Annotated in this window: 25 protein-coding genes; 9 read left to right on the top strand and 16 right to left on the bottom strand. The window is 34.6% G+C overall.

Going from position 1 to position 23,709, the window contains the following annotated elements; genetic code table 11:
- Positions 1–39: 39 nt before the first annotated feature.
- The 5 genes from KOL94_RS22900 to KOL94_RS22880 all read right to left on the bottom strand — a co-directional run bounded on the left by KOL94_RS22900 (position 40) and on the right by KOL94_RS22880 (position 5,847).
- Entirely contained in the window at positions 40–1,926 is a 1,887-nt protein-coding gene (locus KOL94_RS22900) for a hypothetical protein (protein ID WP_221568997.1), read from the bottom strand.
- 250 nt (positions 1,927–2,176) lie between these two features.
- A complete protein-coding gene (locus tag KOL94_RS22895; RefSeq protein ID WP_221568996.1) occupies positions 2,177–2,938 on the bottom strand; it encodes a DUF6339 family protein in 762 nt (253 codons plus the stop codon).
- A 17-nt stretch (positions 2,939–2,955) separates the two neighbouring features.
- Positions 2,956–3,819, bottom strand: a complete 864-nt coding sequence (locus KOL94_RS22890) for a hypothetical protein (protein WP_221568995.1) — start codon at positions 3,817–3,819, stop codon at positions 2,956–2,958.
- Positions 3,809–5,590: a hypothetical protein gene (locus KOL94_RS22885; RefSeq protein ID WP_221568994.1), complete on the bottom strand. Its 1,782-nt coding sequence runs from the start codon at positions 5,588–5,590 to the stop codon at positions 3,809–3,811. The genes KOL94_RS22890 and KOL94_RS22885 overlap by 11 nt, the downstream gene beginning before the upstream one ends.
- Positions 5,591–5,610: 20 nt before the next feature.
- Positions 5,611–5,847 (bottom strand): hypothetical protein, encoded by a 237-nt coding sequence (locus KOL94_RS22880; RefSeq protein ID WP_221568993.1) that lies wholly within the window; start codon positions 5,845–5,847, stop codon positions 5,611–5,613.
- 517 nt (positions 5,848–6,364) lie between these two features.
- On the opposite strand from KOL94_RS22880, the gene KOL94_RS22875 reads away from it, so the two are divergent.
- Entirely contained in the window at positions 6,365–8,032 is a 1,668-nt protein-coding gene (locus tag KOL94_RS22875) for an AlwI family type II restriction endonuclease (RefSeq protein WP_311775220.1), read from the top strand.
- Positions 8,033–8,083: 51 nt separating this feature from the next.
- On the opposite strand, the gene KOL94_RS22870 is transcribed toward KOL94_RS22875, so the two are convergent.
- A complete protein-coding gene (locus KOL94_RS22870) occupies positions 8,084–8,614 on the bottom strand; it encodes a very short patch repair endonuclease (protein WP_311775219.1) in 531 nt (176 codons plus the stop codon).
- 93 nt (positions 8,615–8,707) lie between these two features.
- Here KOL94_RS22870 and KOL94_RS22865 point away from each other — a divergent pair, with 93 nt between their 5' ends.
- Positions 8,708–9,862, top strand: a complete 1,155-nt coding sequence (locus KOL94_RS22865; RefSeq protein ID WP_221568992.1) for a DNA cytosine methyltransferase — start codon at positions 8,708–8,710, stop codon at positions 9,860–9,862.
- Between the two features lie 289 nt (positions 9,863–10,151).
- Here KOL94_RS22865 and KOL94_RS22860 read toward each other — a convergent pair whose 3' ends face one another.
- From KOL94_RS22860 to KOL94_RS22840, 6 genes are all read right to left on the bottom strand, one after another.
- Positions 10,152–10,622 carry a hypothetical protein gene (locus tag KOL94_RS22860; RefSeq protein ID WP_221568991.1) on the bottom strand — a complete coding sequence of 157 codons (471 nt, stop codon included), beginning with the start codon at positions 10,620–10,622 and terminating at the stop codon, positions 10,152–10,154.
- Between the two features lie 219 nt (positions 10,623–10,841).
- Positions 10,842–10,973 (bottom strand): hypothetical protein, encoded by a 132-nt coding sequence (locus tag KOL94_RS25515; RefSeq protein ID WP_260412620.1) that lies wholly within the window; start codon positions 10,971–10,973, stop codon positions 10,842–10,844.
- A 23-nt stretch (positions 10,974–10,996) separates the two neighbouring features.
- Positions 10,997–11,134, bottom strand: a complete 138-nt coding sequence (locus KOL94_RS22855) for a hypothetical protein (RefSeq protein ID WP_221568990.1) — start codon at positions 11,132–11,134, stop codon at positions 10,997–10,999.
- A complete protein-coding gene (locus KOL94_RS22850; protein WP_221568989.1) occupies positions 11,131–11,745 on the bottom strand; it encodes a DUF6338 family protein in 615 nt (204 codons plus the stop codon). The genes KOL94_RS22855 and KOL94_RS22850 overlap by 4 nt, the downstream gene beginning before the upstream one ends.
- Before the next feature lie 528 nt (positions 11,746–12,273).
- Complete coding sequence (locus KOL94_RS22845) at positions 12,274–12,549, bottom strand: M23 family metallopeptidase (RefSeq protein ID WP_221568988.1); 276 nt, start codon at positions 12,547–12,549, stop codon at positions 12,274–12,276.
- Positions 12,550–12,583: 34 nt separating this feature from the next.
- Complete coding sequence (locus KOL94_RS22840) at positions 12,584–12,916, bottom strand: helix-turn-helix domain-containing protein (RefSeq protein ID WP_221568987.1); 333 nt, start codon at positions 12,914–12,916, stop codon at positions 12,584–12,586.
- Positions 12,917–13,081: 165 nt separating this feature from the next.
- Between KOL94_RS22840 and KOL94_RS25845 the strand changes: the two genes are divergently transcribed.
- The 6 genes from KOL94_RS25845 (at position 13,082) to KOL94_RS22815 (ending at position 17,882) form a co-directional block, all read left to right on the top strand.
- Positions 13,082–13,327, top strand: a complete 246-nt coding sequence (locus tag KOL94_RS25845; protein WP_260412619.1) for a helix-turn-helix domain-containing protein — start codon at positions 13,082–13,084, stop codon at positions 13,325–13,327.
- A gap of 258 nt (positions 13,328–13,585) precedes the next feature.
- Entirely contained in the window at positions 13,586–14,632 is a 1,047-nt protein-coding gene (locus tag KOL94_RS22835) for a hypothetical protein (RefSeq protein ID WP_221568986.1), read from the top strand.
- A 22-nt stretch (positions 14,633–14,654) separates the two neighbouring features.
- On the top strand, positions 14,655–15,011 hold the full coding sequence (locus KOL94_RS22830) for a hypothetical protein (RefSeq protein ID WP_221568985.1): 357 nt from the start codon (positions 14,655–14,657) through the stop codon (positions 15,009–15,011).
- Positions 15,012–15,045: 34 nt separating this feature from the next.
- Positions 15,046–15,261: a twin-arginine translocase TatA/TatE family subunit gene (tatA, locus tag KOL94_RS22825; RefSeq protein WP_221568984.1), complete on the top strand. Its 216-nt coding sequence runs from the start codon at positions 15,046–15,048 to the stop codon at positions 15,259–15,261.
- A 30-nt stretch (positions 15,262–15,291) separates the two neighbouring features.
- Entirely contained in the window at positions 15,292–15,996 is a 705-nt protein-coding gene (gene tatC / locus KOL94_RS22820) for a twin-arginine translocase subunit TatC (protein ID WP_221568983.1), read from the top strand.
- A gap of 824 nt (positions 15,997–16,820) precedes the next feature.
- On the top strand, positions 16,821–17,882 hold the full coding sequence (locus tag KOL94_RS22815; protein WP_221568982.1) for a GerAB/ArcD/ProY family transporter: 1,062 nt from the start codon (positions 16,821–16,823) through the stop codon (positions 17,880–17,882).
- A 274-nt stretch (positions 17,883–18,156) separates the two neighbouring features.
- On the opposite strand, the gene KOL94_RS22810 is transcribed toward KOL94_RS22815, so the two are convergent.
- Complete coding sequence (locus tag KOL94_RS22810) at positions 18,157–19,644, bottom strand: aminotransferase class V-fold PLP-dependent enzyme (RefSeq protein ID WP_221568981.1); 1,488 nt, start codon at positions 19,642–19,644, stop codon at positions 18,157–18,159.
- A 51-nt stretch (positions 19,645–19,695) separates the two neighbouring features.
- Positions 19,696–20,760 carry a hypothetical protein gene (locus KOL94_RS22805; RefSeq protein ID WP_221568980.1) on the bottom strand — a complete coding sequence of 355 codons (1,065 nt, stop codon included), beginning with the start codon at positions 20,758–20,760 and terminating at the stop codon, positions 19,696–19,698.
- A 743-nt stretch (positions 20,761–21,503) separates the two neighbouring features.
- Here KOL94_RS22805 and KOL94_RS22800 point away from each other — a divergent pair.
- Positions 21,504–21,755 carry a biotin/lipoyl-containing protein gene (locus KOL94_RS22800; RefSeq protein ID WP_221568979.1) on the top strand — a complete coding sequence of 84 codons (252 nt, stop codon included), beginning with the start codon at positions 21,504–21,506 and terminating at the stop codon, positions 21,753–21,755.
- Between the two features lie 319 nt (positions 21,756–22,074).
- Here the strand turns inward: KOL94_RS22800 and KOL94_RS22795 are convergent, their stop codons facing one another.
- Together KOL94_RS22795 and KOL94_RS22790 are read right to left on the bottom strand one after the other, a co-directional pair.
- Complete coding sequence (locus KOL94_RS22795) at positions 22,075–22,809, bottom strand: hypothetical protein (RefSeq protein ID WP_221568978.1); 735 nt, start codon at positions 22,807–22,809, stop codon at positions 22,075–22,077.
- Between the two features lie 133 nt (positions 22,810–22,942).
- Positions 22,943–23,281, bottom strand: a complete 339-nt coding sequence (locus KOL94_RS22790) for a hypothetical protein (protein WP_221568977.1) — start codon at positions 23,279–23,281, stop codon at positions 22,943–22,945.
- Positions 23,282–23,709: the final 428 nt, after the last annotated feature.

Below are 23,709 nucleotides of genomic sequence, written 5' to 3'. Positions count from 1 at the left end.
TTTATTAATAAATTTTATTGATATTTATTTTTGAATGCTTTAATTACAAATTGAAATTGGTTTAACTATTGAAAAGACAGCTCCAGTTTCTGATACTTGCAAAGTTGGCTTCTCCATACTTCTGATACAGAATGCCTGATTTAACATGTATGATTCCAAATCTTTACCATCTTTACAGGATACCTCTTTTTTTATATAACAATTACTTTGAGTTGAGAAATCCCATAAAGGTACAGACTTTTTCTCTAAAATCCTGTTTAGTGAAGCATAATCAATAATAGGTAGATGTATTTCTCTATTCTTTAAAAGTTCTCTATATCCATTAAAAAAACAATGATTTGTTAATACAAAGGGTAAAATTTTCTTCCCTTCTATCTTAACTTTTGATTTCTCCTCAATTATCTTTCTTTTTTGAATATCATTGGTAATTATATCCACCCTATACTTAAGTTGATCTTCTGCTTTCTTCAAGGAATTGTTTAAAATATAATAAGCTTGCTGTATAGAATTAGGCTTGATTGAAGTTTTCGCCTCAAATATAAATATATAATCATCTATTGAGAAAATACCATCTATCTCTGGAACATTTTTTTCTTTATCATGTTTTACTTTTCCAAACGTTATTTGATGTTTATCAAACAGATTTTCAATACTTTTCTCAAAAGCGTAGCCTTTATCATCTGAATCAAAAATGACTTCAGTATTTGATAAGACCTTATCTACATTACTATCTATCGAAAGTGAGGTAATCCATGTCGGAACAATAAAATACTTATTCTCTAACCTTAATAGAGGTTTTGAATTTACCAATGAAACATTGTCTTTACCAATATTAAAGGATAATGTTCTTAATAAAGTCTTTTCATTTTTGTTTAAATGTAAGTATTTAATTAATCTCTTTTCACCGAGAACTTCTATTTTGTAATGATCATGTTTTTCTAATGCATAACTGTAGATCTTTTCGTAAAGTCTTAGCAAATCTTCCATATAAAATTCTTTCTTATCATGGATAAATTTAGTTCTAGGACTATTATAAAGAGGTTCTAACAGCTTATATGCCTGTCTTACCTCTTTTGCTGCCACGTACAAATTTCCTTTAGAGAAATCAAAATTCATCACTTTTCCATCATTACTTAACTTTAAAGCCTGGTTATCTTCTAAAAGTTTAATATTCTCTTTCGTTTCAAGAGAATAATTATAGAATTCTTTCTGGTTAAGATCTCTAGTTATTTCCATATTTTTCCAATAAGTTAAATTATGCTCAAGAAATACACCTTTATCTAAATTGAAGTTCTTTAATAATTCTCCTTCAACTATTTTTGGTCTATATAACTCAATGCATATAGAATCTATAAGTCCTCTTACAGAGGTTATAAATAAAAGGATTCTGAATATTTCAGGAATACATCTCTTTATTTGTTTTGGTTCCCTGTAATCTGTGGGTAAAACTTCATTTTGAATCATTCTAATAACTTCTGGAAATGAGTCTAGTAAATGATTGTATTGGGATTTTAATATTTCAGAAGGATAAGATATGTTATCAATACCTTTCCCCTCAGTAAGCATTTTCCTTTTAAGAAATTCCAAAAAGTAAAATAAATCTTCCATTCTTACTCTGTTCTGTTCTAATATTAGTTTTAATTCTTCTTTATATATTTCATAAGTTCTCATAAATTGAGATAAACAGAGCAGGTCTTCTCTTACTTTATCTGAATTTTTTATTTTAAGTTTGGATAACTCACTTGATAAATCTAATAAAAGCTCAAAATTTAAACTATATACAACTTTACTATGTAGGAATAATCTATGAAATTGGTACCCTTCTTTTATGTACTCTTTCACTAACACTTTTAACATTTCGTGACTATCACTAATTTTTGTGAAATTGTTTTTAAATCTTCTATATTTTTCCTTATTAATAAGCATTTTTCTACCCCTTAATGAAAATATTTTACTAACCGGAGTCTAAAAAGAGAAGATCAGTTGCAACCTACATTGGCGCAGTTTTTACCATATACTAAAGCGCCATAGACCCTTCTATCATTCTTCACATTATACTATGTAACTCTTTAAGTACTCCAAACCTTGAACATTAAGAGAATAAAGATAAAAAATTTTTTCACTCTAATTTACTAAAAGTGAAAATGGCTCTCAACTTAGGGAGAACCAATTGTACTTATTGATTTACAATTAAACTTTTTTTTCTAATCCATTGTTCACTCATTGAATTCACCGACTCTTCCACCTCTTTATAGTCTAATGAATCCCATAATGTAACACTTCCTGTAAAGTTTATATATTTAGCTACATCTCTTATAAAACTTCTTACACTAAAACTAGGATCACTATTTTGCAGATTTCTTATAACCTTTAATATTACCGTGACAGCTGTACGATTTCTTGCAATTGTTGCTGTCTCCATAATCATTCTTGTTAAATCCTGATCTTGATTTTTTACCATAAATTCAGTAAGTTCGAATTTATCTTCTAAGTTTTCATCATATGTAACATAACCTATCCACCAAAGCCGTGCTAAACCATTTCTATTTCTAGGCTTTTCTCCATAAAAATAGTGAGTTTTAATAAAATTTTCTTTTGAATGTTTATCAGTTACATTCTCTATAGGCCAACGTTTTTTCATGTAGTCCCAATAAGTAATGTGTGTCATATAGGCCCATACTCTCTCGTCCGCAGCTATCGATAAACTCATATCCTTAAGCGCACCATATAGTAGCTTTATATTCTCAAAGTCCAATTTGTCGTTTTTAGATTCCTGAACTTGTAAATCTACTGGTCGTATTAAGAACTCCTTTTCTAATGGTTCTAACGATTTAAAGTAAGAATTTAACCATATGTTGTCTTCATAATAATAATCCAAGTTTTGGGGTATTCTTGCTTTTAATTCCGAAAGAAAGTCTGAATTAAGCAACTTAGTCATCTGGTCCACCCTCCAATTTAATGTTCCTCAGTATATTTTTCAATTGCCTTAATCGCTTTCACCATAGGTTTATTAACAAGTTTCACTGCAAGGCTAACAGGATCTTCTAGACTACCTGTATTTTCGATGTCAATATTCATTTCTTCTAAACGCCTGCTTATAGATTTATACCAAGAATAACTTGTTAGTTCTTCTAAATCTCGTTGACATTCAAAAGTTTCTTTAATATAGGAAAGAGCATAAACAAGAGCTGGCACAGCTATCATAGTATGGAAAACTGGAATTAAATTTGGATCTCTTATAAGTTGCTGATATTTTGAATGAGTAGCTATAGATAATAAAACTGTAATTTTTTCACTTTCTACATTTACTGACATATCCCCTTCCTTGTATGTAGGATCTTTAACCAATTGAAAAATTGAATTAATTTTCTCAAGAGGTTTTTTCTCTAGGTTAACTGAAATTTCTGGGCCAACAGCCAATATATCCCCTTTCTTGATTTGAAAGAATTCACCTTCAAAGTCAGGATGAAAGCAATCATTTCGGTACCTCGGAATGTCTTGGTCCGCAACAACAAAAACACATACATCCGCGCGATCGTGTAGCTTTTCAGCAGGGACCGAAACTTCTATTGATGAATTAGAGGTTTTCTCAGCAAGACGCACCCACGTTTTAACACATTCTATGTGAACCATAAATTTTGCTTTTTCTTCTGCAATAATTTTTCTAAGATCTTGATTATTTAGATTAAAATCAATCAAAAATTCAAAAGAATTTTCACTTATAATTGGTTCAACCTTTGCATCAAAAGTGCTCTCATTAAAGTCATCAGAGAAAAAAGAGAGAACCGGATGAGGGAAATGCCTTGGTTTAACTTTCATGAACGGATACCTCCAATGAACAACGCATATTATTTTGCAAAGTAACAAAAATGGTCTTCGGAATCCCTGCTTCAAAATTAAGAGGGCCAATCCTATCATTCTTAATTTGCAATTCCAAATCTGTTCCCTGTTCTACAACTTTATTTAAAGGTTCATTATAAGCTTTTGCATCTTCTCCAACCACTTTCACTTGGACATAGCCTGTTCCTTTGTTTTCAGGATAAATTGAGACTTTATATGTGCCTTCCTCTAGAGTACCCCTTGAACGAATTCTATTTATTTTCAATGGAACTTTAGGTTTAGGATCGGGTGGTGTTGGGTTTGGATTAGGTGGATTCGACGGTGTCGGTTTTGATTTAGGATTCTTTCTTTGTCGAGGTGTATTAATAGAACCAAATAACTTATTTTTTCCTCTTCTTACTTTTAACTTCATCCCTCTAGGTTTATCAGAAGTTTCATCGGCTTTCTGATCTGTTTCGCCAAATGGATTTCCTTCATTTGTTAAATCAGGGAGGAAATCTGTTAACCCTTCCAAGTCAACGCTCTCTTCCTCATCTACATGGCTTATTTCTCTTACTTTATTCCGGATTGTACTTTTTAAAGCTTTTAATTTAGTTGATGCCATTTTGGTGTCTTCATGTATGTCAGCTTGCCAGTCATCGTGCGTGGGCGGCTCAGTTTGACGGAGAAGTTCATTAAGTTCTTTCCCTCTAGCGATCATAACTCCGGAAAAATAAAACCCAGTAGGAAATCTATCTAGATGGAAAATCTTCATACCTGTTTCACGCACCATAGCAACTCTTCTACTGTAATTTAAAGCTTCATGAATATAGAACTCAAGATGGCCTAGGTCTTCAAAGGGAAGAATAATAGGATCGGTATTTAGAGCTTCATAAAACTCGTTAGTTAAAAGATTCTTATCTTGATATATATATTTTCCAATTAACTCATGAAGGTTATCCTTATTTATAATTTGGTTATCCACTTCAACTTCTAACTTCCCTTCATGAATCGCTACAAAGAAGTTATCCAAGACCGCCTTAATAACTTTATCTTTCCAATCTTCAGGAGCTTTAAGTCCAGCAATATAAACATCTGTACCATACTTATCTCGATTGAAAATTGGATCAATATTATTAAAATCCGTAATAGGAGAAAAATCTTCCTTACGGAAATACCCTGTTCCTCTGGTTTCACTACCATCTTTAATATGAGAAGCAAGCTTAGAAACCCCTTGGAACCCACGCTCCCCTTCTATATTAAAAGTAGAATAATAGACTGTGTTTAGTAACGAGCAGGCAAATGGAGCATTCTTCCCAATACCATAAGACCCCCCAGCACCAACGGCTTTGTTACTGTCTCCACCTTTGGTAATTAAACGTTTCCATTCTTTTTTATTCTCCAATACCCCTCTTAAACCTGTTGTCTGATAGTCACTTATCTTTAGTAAATCAATTTTATCTTTGCTTAAAATATCTTTACCTTTTTCAAAAAATTTTTTATCTTTTAAAGAAAGTTCAGTATCCTTGGTGCATAACTCAAACCGGTGTGCAAGCTCATCTTTACCGGGGAGTCTCGAAGAGGATATACGATAATGATTAAATTTTACTAAAACCGGACCTTTAATATGATCGACTTTTGCATCCAAAGAATTTTGAAGTATCTCACGTGCCAAGTGTTTAAAAGGATCTGCTCTGAAGAAATCTATACCATGTATATTCAATCCTTCTGATTGACCACTACCGGTGTTTAAAGGAAAATCCCACAACATTAATTATGTACCTCCATTTATTATTTACTTTTTTTAGAAAAAGTAAAAGTGGTTTTGTCTTGTCTACTTTCTTCTTCAAATCTTTTCTTTAATTCTTTAAGTTCATTTTCCAAGGTTTTAATAATTTCATTTACATGGTCTTTTTCATAATCATAGTTTCTACGATTAGAAAGATTACCAATCAGACGGATTTTTTTGATTACTTCTGTAACTCTTTGTTCTGCTAGACGCACAAATTTCTCTTGTTTACTTTCCATGTGCACTCTGCCTCCTAGCAATTTAAACGCTTTAATTAATAATATCTGAATTTATTTTACTAGATTTTTAATATATAGTCAAATTATATATTTTATACACAGAATTTAATCGATACTTTTCACTAATTTAATACTATATATTTTAAATTTAGTTTAAATGATCTTTTAATATGAGACTACTTGAAACTTATTAGCGAAAGACAGTAATTCCTTTAATTGGATTCCACAATCTTTTGATTCTATAACAACAGCAATAATTGCATTCCACAATTTCTTATTAATATGTATGATGGAACCAACAAGTACAGATTCTTGTAGGTTGAATGAGACATTTCATTTTTACTAGTTTTACATTACCTTTCAATTCGACAGCACACTTTTATTTAATTCTATAAAAGAAATATAATCGAAAGGTGTTTACTACTCCCTTGTAGAATTTTAGTGAGATTAAGATTTTTACAGAAATTAATGGTTACATTACTTCAGAAATTAACTTATTCATGGATCTTATAGGTGATTGGGTTTAGAAACGAAAAAACTTACTTATGAGAAACTTCGTTTAGCTGAAAAGGGGGATAAAAATATGCCTGAAAGAAAAGTATGGTTCATTACAAGACCAGAACGGGATCCTAAGTTTCATGTTGATGCACTACAGGCATTGAAAAAGGCAACAAACAATTTTGAAATTACTTGGTCAAGAAATCGAGTTGTCCACAAAAAGTATGAAGAAGTGTTAGTATCCGAGGCGCTTAAGCGTGATAACATTAGTCATGATGGATCAGGAGGAAGAACATGGGCTGCTATGCTCCGAACATTTGGATATGTCTATATTACACCTTCCGGATCACTTTCTCTCACTAAGGTAGGAACTGCATTACTTGAAGGAAGAAAGATACGTGAAAACGTGTCAAAGCAAATATTGACTCTGCAAATCCCAAATGCCTATTTTTTAGAAAGTGGTTTTCGGCCAAAATTTGAAAATGATTTTCAAATTAGACCTGCCAAATTTTTAATCAATCTTGCCAATCAACAAAATTTAGACTATTTTGTGACTAAAGAAGAAATTACTTTTTTTGCACTTACAGCAAAAAAAGATGATGAATTACGTTCTGTAACCCAAAAAATTCTAAAATTTAGACGTGCTAGTGAAGACGAAAAGAAAGATATGAAAGAAATGGTTGCCAGTACATACGATCATAGGGAACGTTCTGATAAAGGTGCACGAGATTTTGCTTCTGCACATGGAGATGTTGCACATACAATTATGTTGCTTTGTGATTATACTGGACTTGCAGATTATATACGAGGCGATGCCTTAAGAGTTCCATCTGAAAAGCATATAACCACATCCAAAGAACTCATAAAGCTAGAAGCAAGATATCCCTTCAACAAGCGATACCTTATATCCTTACAGCGCTTTTCTGAAAACGCCGGATTAGATGTTGACAGTTATAAAGCAAGCTCATTCGGGTCGATTGGTCCAGCAACTAATCGGAATAAAAGCATTAAAAAGGTGCACCAGTTGCTGTCATCATATCCATCTATAGAAACCCTTTCGGTAGATGAAATTACCGCTATTCTTGAACAAGAATTATCGCAAAACGAAGCTAAGCAATATGCTACTACATTCAAGGATTATCAATACGCTTCTTTAAACGAGGATTTTGTAGAATCATATTTATATGAAGAAAATGATCTAGTTTTTGAAGATAAAACAGCGGAAATACTAAAAGCGATTGGTTTTAAAGTGATGTTAAGACCAAAACCAGTGAATGATGATGTACGTACTGAAATTGAGATATTAATACACGTTGATCAGAAGAGCATATGCATTATTGATGCAAAAAATTACAAAAAGAAGTTTACTCTCTCTGCTTCACTCGGATCACACATGGGATCAGAATATATTCCCAATTATAACGGATACGAAGGGAAATCGGTTACCTTTTATGGATATGTCACAGCCAATGAATTTGGAGGTGAACGAAATTTAGAGAAAATTACCGATAAAGCTAATAAAGCCATCCCTAATTTACATGCTAAGGGAGCCATTTTTTCAGCAAAAGCTTTATTAGGGTTCTTGGATTATTGTTTAGATAATAACTTCGATCAGGATAAGCGCAAAAAGATGTTCATTTCTTGCTTTCTAAACAAAGGCTATAATAATGTGTCTGAAATGATCTAAAAGACAATCTTGAGTACAACCTCGATTGTATGATTAAAGGAGGCTTTTAAATCAGAAGTCTCCTTTTTTAGCGTATTCAATAAAATCCACCAGATTATTTACCACTTTCTCTAGGTTTTCTTTTATTTCATGTTCCCATACTCTCTTTATGTGCCAATGGTTATTTTTATAATATTCATTTACTTCGATGTCCCTATTTTTATTTCTTTCTAATTTTTCACTCCAGTACTCCTGATTAGTTTTGGGCATGTTTCCATGTCTTTCACATGCATGCCAAAAACAAGAGTCAATAAAGATTACTACTTTATATTTTTTAATAGAAATATCAGGTTTTCCGAATAATGATTTATCATTCTTTCTAAAACGTACTCCCCTTTTCCAAAGTGCTCGGGAAACCCGATTTTCTAACTTTGATTGGGAACGAATGGCTTTCATATTTTTTCTTCGTTGCTCTTTAGACACTAAATCTCCCATAGGACCCCTAGCTACTTCCTTTTTCCTTGGTATACTTGTTTTACCACAATCCTCACTTAAATAATCTGCAAATATTATTTTATTTTTAGTTGAGCTTTGGGGCTGCATTATTCATCTTAAAAGTGTACAATAAATAGCATACTAGTATGCTAGAACATATTTTCTATTGTTGGATCATATTACATAAGGAGCGAATTCAACATGATATTTAAAAAAGGAGAACTTTTTAATGGTCCTGGCGGTTTAAGCTTAGGAGCAAAAGAGGCAAAGTTTGTGCACCCAGATAATGGTGAAGAATGGGGTATTCAACACCTATGGTCAAATGATTATGATCCTGATGCGTGTAAAACATATCGTCTAAATATTTGTGAAAATATTAATGATCAGTCTGTCCATGAAGAACCTGTAGAAAAATTTCCAATTGGAGACAAAACAATACTAGGCGATATCGATTGTTTGGTTTTCGGTTTTCCTTGCAATGACTACAGTCAGGTAGGGGAAAAGCACGGCCTTAATGGTACCTTTGGTCCTTTATATTCTTATGGTGTTAAAGTTTTAAAAGAATATCAGCCGAAATTCTTTGTTGCTGAAAATGTTGGCGGCCTGCAAAGTGCAAATGAAGGCACCACATTTATTAAAATATTAACTGAACTTGAAGAATGTGGTTACCAATTGACCCCTCACCTATACAAGTTTGAAGAATATGGGGTTCCGCAGGCTAGACACCGTATCATTATTGTCGGCATAAGAAATGATTATGCATCTAAAGGAATTCATTTCAAAGTTCCATCACCAACAACACAAAACGAATATAAAACGTGTTATGAAGCTATTACTAATCCGCCTATACCAGAAGATGCTCCGAACAATGAGTTTACAAGACATAATAAAAAGGTAAAAGAAATGCTTGATTATATTCCACCTGGTGAAAATGCTTGGTATCCTGGAATTCCGGAACATTTGCAACTCCAGGTCAAAGGAGCAAGGTTAAGTTCAATCTATAAACGATTAGATCCAAAGCGTCCTGCGTATACTGTTACTGGTAGTGGCGGTGGTGGAACTCATATGTACCATTGGGAAGAGTCACGCGCATTAACAAATCGTGAGCGCGCTAGACTCCAAACCTTTCCTGATGATTTCGTATTTTGTGGTAATAAAGAAGCTGTACGTAAACAAATAGGAATGGCTGTTCCTCCTCATGGTGCCCAAATTGTATTTGAAGCTATACTTAAAACCTTTGCAGGAATTAACTATCCTGATGTACCACCTGCACCGAAATTGCAACTAGAAAATCTGCGCGGAAAACAGAAAATTACAATTAAAGAAATTGATAAAAAGGATGTTATTCTCACCTAAACATTTCTTAAAGCAAAGGAGATAAGGACAAGAGCTGACTCCTGTCTTTATCTCTAATCTTTAACGTTATAAATTCGCTTGAAAACTTCATGACAAGCCGTGAAAGTATCTAAGCGTTTTTTTCTTTAAGTGTTTTATAAACATGTGCAAAATACTTTTCTCGATATTTCTTTTTGTTTTCTATTCTAGCTTTACTAGGCTCTTTATTTAATTTTGTAAAATAGTCTTCATATAAATTTGACCTATTTATTGATACTTTATGTATCATATCTAATTTTTTGAATAACTATTAGGAAAAACTTCTTTCAGTATCATCATCAATCCATTGAGGATACTTCTTCCCTGTTATTGAATATATGTCTTTAACAGCCTCTCGTACAATATCAATAGCTTCTTCAGCTTTTGTAATTCCTGGCCATAATTCCTTTTGATTTGCATTCTCATGTGTGTAATAATTCCTAAGTCGCTTTAAATGTTTTACTCTCATCCAAGTCCCACTTTTCCAGGTTAATGGTGGTAAACCATTACTAGCTAGTGCTTTATTCATACCGCTTTGAAAATTAGTAAATCTTTTGCAGCTTAGAGCTTCTTTACAGCATTGTTCTAATACAGTCCATGAAGATAGAATTGTCCATCTTACATATGTACCCTGAGCCCAGTTATCATTTGTGGTTCTAGCAAGTTCTCTTGCATGTAAAGTATCACACCACAAGTGATAATTAGGATCTGTTACTAATTTAATTGTAAAATGGTTCGACAAGATAACCCTCCATTCATCCTTCCTCCATAGGCGCGACTTCTTTTATAAACATTATTTCTTTTTTTATTCTAAAACTTCTTCATAGTATACTAGTTTTTCTAACTTTTTCAATTTTAGTAGCCCATTCTTTTGCTTGCTAAATATCTTTCACCCTAACGAAATATGTAAAAAATAATCTGGCCAGAAAAATAATAAAAACTCCTATCTATTAGGAGCTTTTTATTGTGATTCTCCGGTCCCGCCTTTAGGTGGTTTTGTTTTTCTTGTATCTCTTGGAGAGTGCCCAGCATCGGGTAAAGGTTTTGGTTTATATCCATAATCTTCTTTAGCCTTGTCTTCCTTTTTACTCATGTTAACTTCTCTTCCTCCTTAAATTATTTTCCAAGTCGGGTATTATTTGCTGTACCAGTCCCACCTTTAGGTGGTTTAATTTGGCTTGTTATCGGTTTAGGTTTGTAACCTTTTTCAATAGGTTGGTTTGGTCTTTGATTTCCGTTATTTTCATTTTTCATTTTTCTTCCTCCTCCTTTTCTTCTTGATAAGTTTGTGCTTTAAAAAATTCAAGATAGCTAATATTATCTTTTCCAATCCACATCCCTTTTGACTCATCTATTGGGTGCATGAATTCTCCTTCTGGGGAAACCTTCCATGTTTCAGTAAGGTATAAATCTTCTGGATTAGGGAATGATGATGAAAACCCCCACACCCCCCCTATTAATTTTCCATTTATTAAATGAACCAACACATACTGTTGTTCCCCTTTTTTAAAATGATGATCCCATCCTGTTGGGTCTACATTTATTGTAAATCTTTGAAAAAATTTTGTTGATAGAATCCCTTTAAAGATTATAGGCCATAAAATAGGAAATATGAGGAGAATTAAAAGTGTAAGAAAATAAAAAACTATTGGATGTTCATTTTGGTAATTCTCTTTACCAATTATTATTATTAGCCATGATAAAATTGCAAAATTAAGACAACTATATGAGACAGCATCAAAAAAATATTCATTCATTTTCTTTGATTGTGAAGGAACTAAATAACCCCATACTTTTATAGAAATAAAACCTGGTACAAAAAATAACAAAAAAAGACTTAGTTTATCTAAATGGAATATGTCCATGTTAAAAAGTCACCTTTACAAATATTGTTCTATTTTTTAATTCAACATAAATATAATATTTCCTCTTTTTTAAATATTTTTCCAAAGAGACATTCCGAAATTAATTTTTTACAAGAAAATTAAAAAAATCGCAAACTATTTTTTTCTATATTACTTTGTTCATTTATAATTATTCACTTATAATTTGTTGGAATTATTTTCTATTAAGCCTTTTACAAAATGCTCTCTGCATTCAATCGCCTTTCTTTGTAGTTATCTTCCTGTACATTAAAGACCGATAGGACAAACACATTGACCGTTTCTTCAATTTTTTGCACATCTTTTTTCTCATAGACTTGAGTCTTTTTTTGATTATCATTTTTCAGAAGACTGATTTGATTCTTTTGTCTCTCTTTTGTTTCTTTAAGTCCTTTAATTTCAGCTGCTTGTTGATCGATGGTAGTTAGACTGAACTAACCTCCAATTATCACCGTGATTGCAATGATCAGTACAACAGTCTTTAATATGACGTCCTACTTCGTTATCTAATCACCCTTGTTTACAAATAGATCCATAGGATTTTGATGACCACTTCATTTGATTGTTCGTTTTCCATTCGAAGTGGAGATGTGGACCGGTCGATGAACCTGTGCTTCCGCAAATCCCCACTTGCTGTCCTCTCTCAACAATGTCTCTTTTTTCAACCGATATTTGTGATAGGTGCACATACGCCGTAATGAAACCTTCACATGTTGGGCCATCACCAGATTTCCTTTTAGATGGGCGGTCTATTAACAAAAAAACGTCCCCTGATTTCAGAGACATTTATTTTAATACTTTTATTTTTAGTAGAAGATAATTAGTTTTGATCTTTTATCTTTCTGAATAATTCTAATTGAAGACCTAAGTACTCTTTTTCATTTTCCGTAAGGTTTTGAAACTCGTGACATGCGGTGCTTTCATTTGCTTTTTCCCTTGGTGTAGGATCATCTGTTTCGCATAATAAATAATCAGTGGATACCTCTAGGATATTAGCGATTAACTTTATTTCATGGTCTTCTACAGGTCTTGTCCCCAGTTCAATCCTGTTCATAACACTTGAGTTTATATTAATCCTTCTTGCGAGCTCTCTTTGAGACCAACCTTTTAATTCCCTTTGTTTTTTTATTCTTTCGTTTATATGTACGGACATTAGAACACCATCTTTCCATATTAGAAACAACTAAATTTTATCATGTTTCTATAATAGAAAAAATTAAATTTCTAAATAAGAAACAAAAAATGATTGACATTTCACAAACAGAAATTTATTCTTAATATAAGATGTCTCTAAAACAGAAATGAAAGGAGGTTTATTATGAGAACAATTAATTTAGAATTCATTAAATCATCTCGGATAAAACATCATATCCCACTTCAAGAAATGGCTGTAGAATTAGGATTTAAGAACGCATCGACATATCTAAAGTACGAAAATGGCACTTACACTTTTAAAGCAAATCACCTTCCTTTACTAGCAAGTAAACTAGATTGTGATATTAACTCCCTTTTTTTAACTAAAATGTTTCTGAATAAGAAACACAAACACATTTTACACAACTAAAACATCATTAGGAGGTAATTAATTGTCAGAACCACCAAATATCAGGTTAATCCTTAAATTCTTATTTCAATTGGACAAGTCTATATGATCTTAACTTCGTAAATGGGAATCTCAAAAAATATAGAAAATACCTAGATGGATTCACTCGTCCATTGACAATATCATTACCCTTTACTCTCTTGAATATAAGTTTGGATTCTATCCCGATAAGCAAGGAAAAGGCGTTATAAGTGAAAATCTATAAAGAGGTGATACTTTATGGTAAAACGATATTTGCTCTTTGATTCCAATTGTTCAGTATGCATCAATCTAGCCACTTCAATCGAAAAGGAAAGTAACGGATGGCTGACGATACAAAGTCTTCATAATCCCGAGATGAAAGAACGACTAAATCAGGTGAAGCCAGACTGGACATTTGAACCCACGATCCTTGAAGTGAAAGATAACCAAAAAACCAGAGTCTACACAGGTGTTCGCTTGAAAACGTATATCCTGAATGGACTGGGACTCCGCAAGTCACTCCGTATAGCCAAGTTGATCCGGGACGCAGGTGTGCCTGGGTTCTCGAAAGCAACATTTACGCCAACCATGTACCAGGGAAGACGTTCTTTCGTCAAAAAGGGCGGTATGCTTTTGGGCGGCGTGTTATTATCTCCTCTATTGACATCGATCCTACCACCAAGATTGACAAAAAAGGCATTGGCTGCAACTACTGACGATTATGATTCACTCACACCAAAGAACTGGAAAACGAAAGTGAAAATCAAAGAATCCAAGGAATTAAGTGGAGAAGAAGTACAAAAATATCTCACTTCAGATGTCCAAGAGGCACTTTCGTTCAAGGAGATCGGTACCTCCATTGACCGTTCGAATGTAAAAGGTGTTTTTCACATGTTAGAAGATGGCAATACCTTAGTGGCACTCGTAACGCAGAAAGGCGATTACATTTCGGTCCACTATGCATTAAGCTATCCCATTTATCATTTTGGACGAGGAAGCTATTTGTACAAGGTGGATGAAAAAAATGAAACGGTGACCTTGGTTGATCAATTGGTCAATGGTGAACCCGTTAAAGATGCAAATCAATTGGCCGCTTGTGGAAACTGCTCCATTGATAACTTTTCTTATGGAGGAGGTAGTGAATGTACTTCCTGGAACATTAGTTGTTTGATTCAATGTTGTGGGCCATGTACGCTGGCTTGTGGTACATGGGCGGGATGTCTGCCATGCGTATTACTCTGGTGTCCGGTTTGTTCATCTACGTGCTGTACGGGATGGGAAGAAACTTGTTATTCCTGTGCTTAATTGAAGCGAGGAGGAGAGGAACATGAAAAATACGTTGAATTGGAGCCAAAGAATAATCATATGGCTGATAGTCGTTGTCTTTCTCTTGTATTTACAGCCATTGGACCATTTCCCTTCTGTCACCTTTTCCTTTGTCTGGGGATTGATTGTCGTAACGAAGTCCTTCGATTTTTTATATGGATTTTCAAAAACAAATGAAACGATTTTTCATTCCCTATTAATCGGAATACTCATTGGCTCATGCATTACGGCTTTTCAACCATCTCCAATCGATGTTGCTTTAGTAAGAGACGTATTTTTTGCTCTGTCTCCCCTCTTCTTATTTCGAAAGGTGCTATCGGTTAAAGAACGCTGTGTAGAGACCATAAGAACACAGTGAATTTATTACTTACTTTAAGGAGGTGGTTTCCCACATGAATCCTTTCAATATCGGTTTTCCAAGCCTTATTTTAATCCTGGTTCTTTTCCTGATCCTTTTCGGACCCAATAAACTACCAGAGCTTGGCCGTTCCATTGGTCTTACCATGAAAGAGTTTAAAAAGTCGACCAGCGATCTCCTCTCCGAAAACGAAAACGAAAACGGACCCCAAACGAAAGCGACCGAACATGAGGATCGTAAGAAAGGGTAAGGACGTATGCGTGATAATCCCCTTCACCACATGAAAGAATTGAGAACGCGCTTACTATGGATCCTTTTGGTGTTTGTTCTCTCAATGATAGTGGGTTTCCTCTTAGCAGAACCTGTATTAGAGTATATAAAAGCTACGCAACACTCGAGAAGTATTGAATGGAATGTTTTTTCAATCGGGGACGCGTTTCATGTCTATTTAAAGATTTCTTTCATCATCGCATTGACCGTTACAACACCTTTTTCGATGTATCAAGTTTGGAAATTCATATTTCCAGGTCTAAATCGAAATGAACAAAGGGTTGCCCTCCTCTATATACCCTTTGTTTCTTTCTTTTTCTTAACAGGAATTCTCTTTAGCTATTTTCTTGTTTTTCCTGCTGTCTTTCAATTTATGACCTCTTTTTCTGAGCGAATAGGGGCGTCAGAAGTCTATGGAATCAACCAATACTTTTCATTTATGTTTCGGTTGATTCTTCCGGTCGGGATTGTTTTTGAATTACCTCTCCTCGTCATGTTTTTAACCCACTTGGGGGTGTTGACACCGAAAAAGTTAAGGAAAACAAGAAAAAAAGCGTATATCATTCTATTGATCCTGGCAGCGATGATCACGCCGCCGGATATTGTGTCTCATTTGCTGGTGTCTACGCCTTTAATTTTGTTGTATGAAGTTAGTGTTGTTTGTTCGAATGTTATATTTTCGAGGAAACAGGGGAATGAGTTGAAGAAAACTTAACCCGAGCTTCTTTATTTTAATGAAGGGAAAATCCAAGAAGTATCTGTAGGCATCAGTGGTTATATTACCTCATTGGATGTAAAAGTAGGGGAAAAAATTACTACAACAAATATTTTAGCAAGTATTAAAGATGATCTACGTATAACGGGTAGCGATTAACAGGAAACTCTAACAATTTATTAAAAAGCTAACCTTAAGAGGTATTCATAAAGTTTTTTAATAATATTGAACGAATAAAAAGCAAAAATGGCGTGGGAAAACTCAGTTCCCACGCCATCTTAGACATGTTATAAAACGTAATACGATACTTGTTAAGACAGGAGTTAGCTTACAGGTGAAATAAGACACGGTCCTTAAGGAATTGTTATCTTTTCATTCAACATCAAATACATTCTTTAAATTTAGATTGTCCATTCAACCGTTTTTTGTAAAACGTCGGTTTTACCCACGATATTTGGTTTTATCAACAGCCAACTCGTTCCCCTTCAAATTCTGTTCGTTTTTAATATTTTTATAAAATATTTATACCGCTCTCCCTAACTCAAGAGGAAGGTGAATTCAATCAAATGATTTTTTATGTGATTTCCCGCAAGAAGCTCGTCAAGAGAAAGTACTTATAGATGTTCATGGATGGAATGGACATTAGTGGGAAGGATGATAAGTAGTGAATACATATATTACTGGGTTTATCATCATAAACAAATATTTACAATCGTCTTCTCTTTCTACATATTTAAAACCCGTAAAAAGAAAAAACAACCTCCCTGTTGATTAAGAAAGTGATGCCATTAGAAGGATGGACAAACATGAAAAACCAGTCTGTAATGATAACAAAATACCAATTAATGTTCATGATCATCCAAACTCAAATTGGGGTCGGTGTTATCGGTCTCCCTTATGCTGTACATCAAAAAGCAGGGAGTGATGGATGGATATCGGTTCTGATTGCAGGATGCGTCATACAGTTACTGATTTTATGTTATTGGTTATTATTGAGACGATACCCTGGTGAAACCATCTTTACAATTTCTGAACGGATGCTAGGAAAGTTTGCAGGAATATTGGTCGGGATATCCTATACGGTATTTGGGGTGCTTATAAGTACCTTAGTCCTTGTACTGTATCAAGATATCATCTCATTATGGGTACTACCATCCACACCCAGATGGGTCATAATTATGATCATGATTGGTACATGTCTTTATCTTGCAAAAGAAAATATGAAAATCATTGCGCGTTTTTTTATGTTTGTCACTGCCCTGATCCCTATCCTCATCATCTTGGTATTGGTCTCGTTTCCTCATCATACCGAGATCCGATATTTATTTCCGATTGGTCATAATGGGATGAACAATATTATTTCAGGTGCAAATTCTGTGATCTTTTCGATCATCGGCATTGAAATGCTATTTTTCCTTTCAATGTACACTGAAGGATCGTATCGAGATATTTTGAAGTTTTCAAGTCTGGCCAATCTTTTCACCACGATATTCTATACGTTTCTTGTGATTGCGTGTTCCATTGTGTTTGCACCCAAGGAAATCCTGATCATCCCTCAACCTGTCTTGTATATGTTAAAATCCATATCATTCAAGCTTGTTGAAAGAATCGATCTACTGTTTTTTTCTGTATGGATCGTCATCGTAGCCACTTCATTGATCAGTTATCTTCTACTGGCTTCTAAAGGATCAGCCCATCTATTTTCAATAAAACAGCACAAAAAACCGCTATATTTCATTGCGTTCATTGTTTTTGTATGTGCCTTAATTCCAGAAACTCAATTCGATATCATGAAGCTTAATTCTTTTATTGGAGACATAAGTTATTTTTTTATAGTAGGTTTACCTCTTTTTCTCTTAATCGTTTCCTTTTTCAAAAAAGAATGAAGTCGTCAGCATCATTTACGGACAATGTTGAAAACCCAATACTGTCGCTTGCCTGACGTGGTTTTGCTTCTGACCGTTTGATTACGCGATCTTTTACCGAGTGATGAGAAAGTACAAATGGGAAGAGATGCTACCGCAGCGCTACACAATGAGTAGAGATTTAGGCTACGCCATGCATCTTGTGGTATTCTATTTTTATTTTAAATTCTTCTCATTAGACCTCTAAAACTTAAGGAAAGAACGAATGCAGTTTGGCCTTTATGATAATACCAATTCAAATATTAAACCAACTCTCTATGTTCATTCCGATCTGATCAACATGAAGAAAATCATTTTTTTCAGGAATGTAACGATAGTGTTCTTTTATCAAATCCATTGATTCTGCAATTTCCTTAATGGATTTCCCAATATAATCAATTTCATGGTCTGTCATCGTTGGGTGCAATGAAACCCTCACCCACCCAGGTTTAATGAATGAATTACCTGTGTCTATTTGGTCTGTAATGTTTTTGGAAGTCTTTTGGTCAATGTTCAGTAAGTAATGACCATATGTTCCAGCACAAGAACATCCCCCTCGAACCTGAATGCCATACCTATCATTCAAAATACGAACAACTAGATTATGATGGATGTCTTCTATATAAAACGATACTACTCCTATACGGTGTCGATGTTCTTCATCCAATATGTAAATGTTTGGAATGTTTTTAAGGTACGTAAACAAACGTTCGAGTAATTCTTCTTCTCGTAATAACATATTTGTAATTCCCATTTTTTCTTTTAATTTAATTGCTAAGGCAGTACGAATGGCTTGTATAAAGCCAGGAGTCCCTCCGTCCTCCTTAGATTGAATATCCTCTACATATTTTCTACCTCCCCATGGGTTTGTCCAAGAAACCGTTCCTCCCCCAGAATGATCAGGTATATCATTGGAGTAGAGGCTCGAATCAAACACCAACACGCCACAAGTACCAGGACCACCTAAGAATTTATGCGGTGAAAAGAAAATCGCATCTAATTTTTCCATGGGTTCTTCTGGGTGCATCTCTATTTTTACATAAGGGGCAGAACACGAAAAATCAACAAAGCAAAGCCCCCCATGCTCATGCATCACTTTAGCAATACGATGATAGGGTGTAATGATCCCTGTTACGTTCGAACAAGCAGTGATCGAAGCAATCTTCATTTTCCTATTTTTATACCTAATCAGTAATTGGGTTAAAGCCTCAACAGATACCCTTCCCTGTTCATCGGGGGGAATCACTACAACCTCCCCAATCGTTTCAAGCCAGGATGTGTGATTACTATGATGCTCCATATGTGTTACAAAAATTACTGGACGATCTTCATCCGCAATCATCACCTGATTTTTCAAATTGGGAGGTAGTTTTAAGCCTAAAATCCTCTGGAATTTATTGACTACGTCTGTCATTCCTGTACCAGATGTTAAAATAACATCCTCTTGATACGCATTTACGTGTTGTTTAATGATTTTTAGTGCTTGATGGTAACCGTTCGTTATGGTTTGTCCGGTTATATTGGATTCTGTGTGAGTGTTTGCGACGAATGGTCCGAACTTGTTCACGAGTGTTTCTTCAATTGGAGTATATAGCCGACCACTAGCCGTCCAGTCTGCGTACAATAGCTTTTTCTTCCCATATGGGGTAAAAATGGCATGATCCCTACCGATAATCCCACTTTTAAATTCAGAAAAATGCTGTTCTAGCCTTTGGAACCGAGACAGTGTAGTCACTTCTATCATCCTTTCAAACTTTATGAAACCAAATGAAATAATAAAAGAGAATATCCGAAGTCATGCCTCGACTAGTTGTTTCATGAATTTCATGAGCCGCATACTAACATCAGGACTACGACGTCCCATTCCACATGAACAGGCAACATCGACTTTATGGTTACGGATTGTTTCAATGATGTTTAAAATTTGGTGTAATTCAGGGAGGTCACATTCTTCATGCACAATGCCAGCTACAAAGCGAGTATGGTCAGGTAATTGAATTTGTTTTAATGGTTCATAGTAGTGGCGATTTAAGGTTGGAGGCAAATGACCTATAGCAAGTGGAAAATGGATATAAGTTAACTCATGCGTTTTGGGCCAAACATCGATTAACTTATTTGTAAAATCAACCATTCTATCTAGAGATTGTGGATGCGTAAACGCTTTATGGTTTAGATCTCCATAACATTCATGGATACCGACTTTTACTGGTTCTTGGATACGTTTGACTAAGTCAATAATACTGGTTAATGCGAAATCGTATTGGGAGGGGGAATCATAAACTAGTCCTAATTCTGCTGGAATTTCAATCTGTATAATAACATCCTCACCAGCTTCGTTAAGAAATTCATTCACTTCGTAAGCAAGTCGCTGATTAAATGCCTCGTAATAGAGAAAAACATTATCTGATTCTAACATAAATAAAGAAATAGCCAGTCCAGTGGGAATACCTACTTGAAACTTCAAATCTTTTAGGCCATGTTGTTCTCGTAAACGTTGAAAGATATGGTAACTTTTACGGAAATAATCATGGTAACGAAAATTTAGATAATGGACGATTTCCTCTGGAGAACATTTTGGACGAATTTTGTAAAACGAATCATAATCCACTGGGAAACCATTCTCTCCCAGTGTTCCTTTTTTTACAACATTCCAGTGTTCAGTATCTGCAATACAGGAATCAATGGCTGTTACAGCCCAAGATGATCGATTCCCATTCGGGTATTGGTCAGATCTATTACCTACCTCCCCATCCGGCAGGCTTAATAAGGTATTATTTAGAACCTCTAACGCAATACCCATAGCCTCCTTTTCATTGTTAAATGGCAAACTCCCTACTAATAAAGCCTGTCGATCTAACATCGTTTCTCCTCCTTTTCTCTTACTTTTCCTCATGATCTCATCAATTGATCTATTTTTTACGTTTACTAACAGTGAAACGGAAAAAAATACCTGAAAACTTTTGAAGTCTAGCACAATAAGCATAGGCAGTAAAATACTTTACTGAGATATGAGTTTTAGTGAATACAGAGATAGCAAATCTCAAGAATCCTATAACGATTGTTGACGTTACATGGTAATGTGATTTAGCAGCCGATAATTTAATTGGGAGCATCTAATGTTGTTATATGGCATTCTTAAACCAAAACCAAGACAGTATTGGCCGATCCAACTGCTAAACTGTAACCACAGGATTAACAAATAGAAGTGTCCTTCTTTTCTCTATAACAACCTTCTATGATATGCAATCATATCTTACTTTTTTGGGCGTTGCTATCACTTTAAATACCTAAAAAATGGGTAGAAACTAATTCTTTCTTATCTCCTATCAATCTTCATAACGGAAGGGAATAATTTACTGATAGCTAAGAATTTAGCACTTTTTTTCAAATTAATGGTCATAATTTGGATCACTCTGACGTAAAACTCGATAAATGATTTAGTTGATTTCGATTGATATCACCTCGTACTTAAAAAATGGATGTCGATCGAAAGGAGGTGTCTCTTTAACGTCGGTTTTAATTTTTATTCTCATGCTGGATCTAGTTGGTGATTGAAAAGATTACTCATCTTCATTCATCTTTAAGAAAGTGAGGCCATATTCGATGAAACATATTTTTCATAACATTTACAGCCCCTATTCAGGTACCATCGAGAAAATATTAACAAAACAAACAAACCATGTTTATGAATGGGAAAAGCTATTTGTTATTAATACAATGGAAGGAAAAAAGGAGATTTCGGTAGGAATCAGTGGACACATTATTTCCCTAGAGGTTCAGGAAGGAGAAACCATCACTCCGACTACAATGTTAGGGAGAATTAAGGATGACCTTTTAATAACAGGAAGTGATTAATATACAAACTCCTCACGACAAGCGTTCGGTTGCCATTTTCTCATATCACTTACGCGGTATTCAAACACTATATAACGAATAACAAAATAGGAAGGGGCTGTCCCAAAAGCCCTTTTAAATAAGAAAAAGCCACAGAGAAAATGAAAATTCTCTGTGGCGTTTTTCCTTTTGTAGCCTTCTGCCTTTACGAAATTGAAAGTCCTTGTTTGCAAATGTGCTCATCTGTCTAACCCTCCTTCTTTTCGTGATAGATCAAAGACATACAACGAAAGAAGGAAAATCGATGATATGGGTTGACGAGTTTAGAAATTCCCCCGAATTACCAATTCCAGTAATACCTGAGGTCGGCATGCCAACCGTTATTTGGAAAATAGTTGTGTATAATATAAGCTGGACCCATCCCTTTGGCAAAAATATGATCTCGCTCTATCCTTAATTCCATCGGCCCCCCAATTTTCCCATTGTTATTGTTGTCCTTCCAAACCTCATATTGTTTGATACATTTCTGGTCCTGGAAGTACTTGTTATCACACCAATAACCGGACGGTTCGAACCAAACTTGTTTATGGTAGAAGTCGACGTTCTCATCACCAGGGATTAATATTTCACCCCAAGCCTCAAGACAGTATGCTTCTGATGGAATATCCCATTTCACATAATGTTGTTTACCACCCTCAACTTTGGAAAGAGGCTGCATATTCTGACACATTACATTACCAATTTGTTCGTAAGTAACGCGTTGCTTAAGGAGCCCCTTGTCATTTCCATAGCCATCCAGCAAGATCCACTTTCCATCTTTACTTTTCTCAAACTTCTCATAATTTTCAGGTGCCCAGTGGTCAGGGTCTCCCCATCTAATATAGGAAACTCCCCCACCTTGAGGCTCCCATGCCCATTGGTTTCGCCAGGTATCCGACCAAAATTGGCCCGCACTGCTTTCGAACATACGAGAATAATCTCCATATGTTTCTGAAGAATTTGCTTGAACTACTCCACCCCATGTACAAATGGTCCATACAACAATAACACTTGTAAAAACAACGATTCTTCTCACAAATTCCCCTCCACGTATTCTTGATGAATAATATAATGAATACTTTAAGATTTTCTTTAGAATTCCACTATAAACTTTGAAGAGCTTCCATTATTTTGAAATCACTTATTTTGGCCTCTCTCAGATGTGAAGATTACCACCATAAACCACATGTCCAATCTTCCTCTTTTACACCTTTGCCATCCTCACTATAGGCGTGGCAAACGCGAACTTTCCAATTATCTCCTGGTGATTTTCGTATGCTCTTGGTATAAGGTCTTACCCTTGTTAAGGTAGGTATTTTCAACCAAGTCGTTCCTCCATCATGACTGATATCGATACTGATCCATTCTCTTTTCGGATCAAATTTACCGACGATTTGCGCCCAAACATATGTCCCACCACTCCATGGATCAAATCCCTTTCGTAATACCACTTTTGAATTAGGAGTGCATTTACCCGGTATCGTACGTTTCTTTACTAAAGTGCACACGATCTAGTAAGTCTCCTTACAAAAAGAGGTGAAGCCTTATAAAACCTTGAACGAATTTTTTTAGGAAAGGAAACGAAAGCTTTGATTGTCAATATAACAAAAACTACAGTAAACCTTTTAAAATGATGGCGATCCATCTTACATCCTCCTTTACATATTTTTTGACATCAGATGACAAATACGTAAGTTCCTCACTAAAAAAAGAACTCCTTTAGGCTTTTTACCCAACCATCTAAAAAAGTGCTAATTACATAGATTTCAGTCATTATTTACCTTCCATTTTAGAAATGGATAGGAGATAAGAAAGAATTAGTTTCATGTCATATATAGGTATTTAAAGTGATAGTAACGAAAAAAGGCAGATGTTATAACATCGGAAACAAAACCATTTTTCAAAAAGCACATCTATAGATGCTTCATTATTATTG

This window comes from Alkalihalobacillus sp. TS-13 (genome assembly GCF_019720915.1).
Taxonomy (GTDB): Bacteria; Bacillota; Bacilli; order Bacillales; family Fictibacillaceae; genus Pseudalkalibacillus.
The sequence above is the reverse complement of the archived record's forward strand: the minus strand, read 5'-3'. Positions and strand labels throughout refer to the sequence as shown.

Excerpts from the sequence above, each read along its gene's own strand:
- KOL94_RS22900 (WP_221568997.1), bottom strand. The coding sequence starts at position 1,926 with ATGCTTATTAATAAGGAAAAATATAGAAGATTTAAAAACAATTTCACA.
- KOL94_RS22895 (WP_221568996.1), bottom strand. The coding sequence starts at position 2,938 with ATGACTAAGTTGCTTAATTCAGACTTTCTTTCGGAATTAAAAGCAAGA.
- KOL94_RS22890 (WP_221568995.1), bottom strand. The coding sequence starts at position 3,819 with ATGAAAGTTAAACCAAGGCATTTCCCTCATCCGGTTCTCTCTTTTTTC.
- KOL94_RS22885 (WP_221568994.1), bottom strand. The coding sequence starts at position 5,590 with ATGTTGTGGGATTTTCCTTTAAACACCGGTAGTGGTCAATCAGAAGGA.
- KOL94_RS22880 (WP_221568993.1), bottom strand. The coding sequence starts at position 5,847 with ATGGAAAGTAAACAAGAGAAATTTGTGCGTCTAGCAGAACAAAGAGTT.
- KOL94_RS22870 (WP_311775219.1), bottom strand. The coding sequence starts at position 8,614 with ATGCAGCCCCAAAGCTCAACTAAAAATAAAATAATATTTGCAGATTAT.
- KOL94_RS22865 (WP_221568992.1), top strand. The coding sequence starts at position 8,708 with ATGATATTTAAAAAAGGAGAACTTTTTAATGGTCCTGGCGGTTTAAGC.
- KOL94_RS25515 (WP_260412620.1), bottom strand. The coding sequence starts at position 10,973 with ATGAGTAAAAAGGAAGACAAGGCTAAAGAAGATTATGGATATAAACCA.
- KOL94_RS22855 (WP_221568990.1), bottom strand. The coding sequence starts at position 11,134 with ATGAAAAATGAAAATAACGGAAATCAAAGACCAAACCAACCTATTGAA.
- KOL94_RS22850 (WP_221568989.1), bottom strand. The coding sequence starts at position 11,745 with ATGGACATATTCCATTTAGATAAACTAAGTCTTTTTTTGTTATTTTTT.
- KOL94_RS22845 (WP_221568988.1), bottom strand. The coding sequence starts at position 12,549 with ATGTCTCTGAAATCAGGGGACGTTTTTTTGTTAATAGACCGCCCATCT.
- KOL94_RS22840 (WP_221568987.1), bottom strand. The coding sequence starts at position 12,916 with ATGTCCGTACATATAAACGAAAGAATAAAAAAACAAAGGGAATTAAAA.
- KOL94_RS25845 (WP_260412619.1), top strand. The coding sequence starts at position 13,082 with ATGAGAACAATTAATTTAGAATTCATTAAATCATCTCGGATAAAACAT.
- KOL94_RS22835 (WP_221568986.1), top strand. The coding sequence starts at position 13,586 with ATGGTAAAACGATATTTGCTCTTTGATTCCAATTGTTCAGTATGCATC.
- KOL94_RS22830 (WP_221568985.1), top strand. The coding sequence starts at position 14,655 with ATGAAAAATACGTTGAATTGGAGCCAAAGAATAATCATATGGCTGATA.
- tatA (WP_221568984.1), top strand. The coding sequence starts at position 15,046 with ATGAATCCTTTCAATATCGGTTTTCCAAGCCTTATTTTAATCCTGGTT.
- tatC (WP_221568983.1), top strand. The coding sequence starts at position 15,292 with ATGAAAGAATTGAGAACGCGCTTACTATGGATCCTTTTGGTGTTTGTT.
- KOL94_RS22815 (WP_221568982.1), top strand. The coding sequence starts at position 16,821 with ATGATAACAAAATACCAATTAATGTTCATGATCATCCAAACTCAAATT.
- KOL94_RS22810 (WP_221568981.1), bottom strand. The coding sequence starts at position 19,644 with ATGATAGAAGTGACTACACTGTCTCGGTTCCAAAGGCTAGAACAGCAT.
- KOL94_RS22805 (WP_221568980.1), bottom strand. The coding sequence starts at position 20,760 with ATGTTAGATCGACAGGCTTTATTAGTAGGGAGTTTGCCATTTAACAAT.
- KOL94_RS22800 (WP_221568979.1), top strand. The coding sequence starts at position 21,504 with ATGAAACATATTTTTCATAACATTTACAGCCCCTATTCAGGTACCATC.